The organism is Chrysiogenia bacterium, from assembly GCA_020434085.1.
Taxonomy (GTDB): domain Bacteria; phylum JAGRBM01; class JAGRBM01; order JAGRBM01; family JAGRBM01; genus JAGRBM01.
This window is the reverse complement of the sequence record JAGRBM010000440.1, coordinates 1-3,483: the sequence shown is the minus strand read 5'-3', so window position 1 is coordinate 3,483 and position 3,483 is coordinate 1. Positions and strand designations below refer to the sequence as shown.

Annotated in this window: 3 protein-coding genes and 1 tRNA gene; all 4 read left to right on the top strand. The window is 64.7% G+C overall.

Going from position 1 to position 3,483, the window contains the following annotated elements:
* Positions 1-1,450: GMC family oxidoreductase (locus tag KDH09_15100; GenBank protein ID MCB0221022.1), on the top strand; the 1,450-nt coding region annotated here is incomplete at its 5' end.
* Positions 1,451-1,489: 39 nt separating this feature from the next.
* Positions 1,490-1,999, top strand: coding sequence for a hypothetical protein (locus KDH09_15095; protein MCB0221021.1), 510 nt, complete (start codon positions 1,490-1,492; stop codon positions 1,997-1,999).
* 244 nt (positions 2,000-2,243) lie between these two features.
* The gene (locus KDH09_15090) at positions 2,244-3,254 is read left to right on the top strand and encodes a pseudouridine synthase (GenBank protein MCB0221020.1); all 1,011 of its coding nucleotides are present in this window, start codon (positions 2,244-2,246) and stop codon (positions 3,252-3,254) included.
* Positions 3,255-3,341: 87 nt separating this feature from the next.
* Positions 3,342-3,418: transfer RNA gene (locus tag KDH09_15085), tRNA-Met, on the top strand.
* Positions 3,419-3,483 lie beyond the last annotated feature (65 nt).

Here is a 3,483-nt window from a genome sequence, read left to right as displayed (position 1 = left end):
CGCCCCGGTGGCCAGGGAACTCGCAGAGAAGGGCCTGGCGGTCCTGATGCTCGAAGAGGGCGATCATTTTACCCGCATGGACTTCAACGGCCGCGCCCTCGAAGCCCAGCGCAAGATGTACCGCAATTCCGGCGCCACCGTGGCGCTCGGAAACCACTTCATCCCCATTCCCGTGGGCAAGACCGTGGGCGGCTCGACCACCATCAACTCGGGTACGTGTTTCCGTCTGCCCGAGTCGACCATGGCCCACTGGCGAAACGAAATGGGCCTTCACGAATTCACCGCCGAGATGATGGACGAGTATTTCGAGAAGGTGGAAAAAACGATCCAGGTCGAAGAAGCCAAGTGGGAATACATCGGCGGCCCCGGCCGCGTGATCGCCCGCGGATCGGACGCGCTGGGATATTCGCACAAGCCCTTGAAGCGCAACGCCCCCGAGTGCGATGGTCAGGGGCTTTGCTGCTTTGGCTGTCCCACCGACGCCAAGCGCTCAACCAATGTCTCCTACGTGCCCGAAGCGTTAAAGAGCGCCGCGCAGCTCATGACCGGCGTGCGCGTCACGAGAGTCCTCATCGAGGGCGGCAAGGCCGTCGGCGTCGAGGGCGTGATCAAGAGCGAGAGCGGCAAGCGAAAGCTCACCGTGCGCGCCAAGGTCGTCGTTCTCTCCTGCGGTACCTTCTACACCCCTACCCTGCTCATGAAGCAGGGGATCTGCAACAGCTCGGGCCAGCTCGGAAAGAACCTGGCCATTCACCCGGCCACCCAGGCCATGGCCTGGTTCCCCGACGAGGACATCCATTCCTGGGACACCATCCCCCAGGGCTACAGCGTTGATCACTTCAAGGAAGAGGGCCTCATGTTCGAGGGCGGCACCACGCCCTTCGACATGTCGGGCGCGGCGCTCACGCTCTACGGGAAGAAATTCACCCAGCTCATGGAGGACTACAACCACATCGCCATGTTCGGCGTGATGGTAAAAGACACCTCCCGCGGGCAGGTGCGCGTTGGCCCGGGCGGGATGCCGCTCATGTTCTACTGGGTGAACAAGAAGGACCGCATGCAGCTCCAGCGCGGGATGGAGATCCTCTCGCGCATCTACTTTGCCGCCGGCGCAAAGGAGGTCTATCCGGGCCTCTCGGGCTGGGAAGTGCTGCGCAGCACCCGCGACGTCGAGCGCATGGCCAGGGCGAAGGTGCGCGTCAATCAGTTCGACCTGAGCGCCTACCACCCGCTGGGCACCTGCATCATGGGCAACGATCCGAAGAAATCGGTGGTCGGCACCACCCACGAGACCCATGACCTCAAAAACCTGTTCATCTGTGACGGCTCAGCAGTCCCGAGTTCGCTGGGGGTCAATCCCCAGGTCACCATCATGGCGCTGGCCACGCGCGCCAGTGAGTTCATTGCCCGCCGCGTCGAGTCGCTCTACGGCTCGGCCGAAGCGGCCTGAATTTGAAGTAGAATTTGTAGACTACAGAGGAGCAAACCCATGTCCGCACTCACCAGCATCGCACGCAGCCTGCCCTTTGTCGGCAGCAAGGGCTTCACCTTTTCCGAGACCATGGCCGGCCATCACGTCCTGCTCGAAGGGGACCGCGCCGGAGAGCGCCTGCCGTTTAAATTCGACGCAGTGATGACCAGCGACTCGCTGGCCGACTTCATCTTCGGCGGCGCGGGCGAGAAGGCCGTCTCCCGGCTCGAAGGTACCCTGAACGCCGAGGGCCTGGCCACGAACACCCCCATTCGCGGCACGCTCGAGTATCACTTCGGCCGCCAGCGCGGGATGCTCGTCTACGCCTTCGACTTCACCGGCGACGACGGGCGCGCCTACCACTTCCGCGGCGAGAAGCACCGCGAAGTGCCCAACATCACCAAGGGCATGACCACCCTGCACGGCAAGGTCACCGCCAAGCAGACCGGCGAGCTCATCTCCCAGGGCATCAGCTACTTCGACATGAAGGATCTGCCCGAGTTCCTGGGCAGCTACAGGCTGGTCTGAGAACAAGCGTCCGTTGGCTCTCCCCCGCCCCGGGGGAGATGCCCTAAGGGCAGAGGGGGACGCGGCGGGGCGCAGCGCCTCCGGCGTAGGGGCGGGTCTACCCGCCCCTTTTTCGTGAACTGGGGACACCCCGAAGCAGGGCGGGTAGACCCCGCCCCTGCAAGCCATTTCTTTTTCCCCCGCTGCGCGCTACACCTGCGCCCCTTCCGCACCCCGGCACGGGGCGTGGTAGACTGGAAAGACCGTGCAAGAGCGCATCAACAAACTCATCGCCGCCTCGGGCATTGCCTCGCGCCGTGACGCCGAGGACCTCATCCGCGAGGGCCGCGTCACGCTCAACGGGCAGATCGTCAAGGACCTGGGCCGGAAGGCTGATCCCGAGAAGGACGACCTGCGCCTGGACGGTGAGCGCATCGGCGGAAAGCCCACGCGCCTGCACTACCTGATTCTCAACAAGCCGCTCAATTGCATGACCACCATGCACGACGAGGAAGGCCGGCTGTGCGTGGGCGACCTGCTGCGCAAGGCCGACGCGCGCCTCTTTCCCGCGGGCCGCCTGGACTGGGACTCCGAGGGACTCCTCATCCTCACCAACGACGGGGAGTTCGCCAACCGCATCACGCACCCGCGCTACGAGGTGCCCAAGATCTACCTGGTCAAGGTGGAGGGCCACCCCACCGAGGTGCGGCTGAACAAGCTGCGCCGCGGCGTCACGCTTGAGGACGGCCCCACCCTGCCGGCAAAGGTCGAGCTCCACCGCAAGGGCAAGCAGCACGACTGGATTCGCATCACGCTCACCGAGGGACGCAACCGCATCGTGCGCCGCATGTGCCAGCGCATCCGCCACGACGTGATCAAGCTCAAGCGCATCGGCGTGGGTCCGCTGCGCCTGGGGGATTTAAAGCCCGGCGAGTCGCGCGTCTTCACGCCCGCCGAGCTCGCCATGGTCGAGGCCCTCAAGGCCGGCCGCCCCGTCGACGCGTTGCCCGCTTCCATGGCCAGGGCACGCCCCGCGCCCAAGAGCCGCAAGGGCTTTGCCAAGGCCAAACCCAAGCCCATCAAGCCCGGCTACAAGCAGAAGAAACGCGCCGTCAAGAAGGCGACAAAGAAAGCCGGTCCGAAGAAAAGGACGAAGTCCCCCGCGCGCTCGCCCATGGGCAAGGGACCCAAACGAAGCCCCGGCGGAACCGGCACCGGCCCGCGCACCCCCGGCGCGCGCGGCCCCGCGCGAAAGAAGACTCGCAAACCCCGCTAGCCCCCGCACGCGACACTCAGACAAGCAAGGCCAGATGCTTTTGCGAAAGCCTTGACTCCCCCCCCACCCCCCAATTAAACAGGCGCCTGCGGGGTGGAGCAGTCTGGTAGCTCGTCGGGCTCATAACCCGAAGGTCAGCGGTTCAAATCCGGTCCCCGCAACCAAAATGCTTTTAAAAAACAGCGGGTTACGGTCCATGCCGTAACCCGCTGTTCTCGTTTGTCTATGG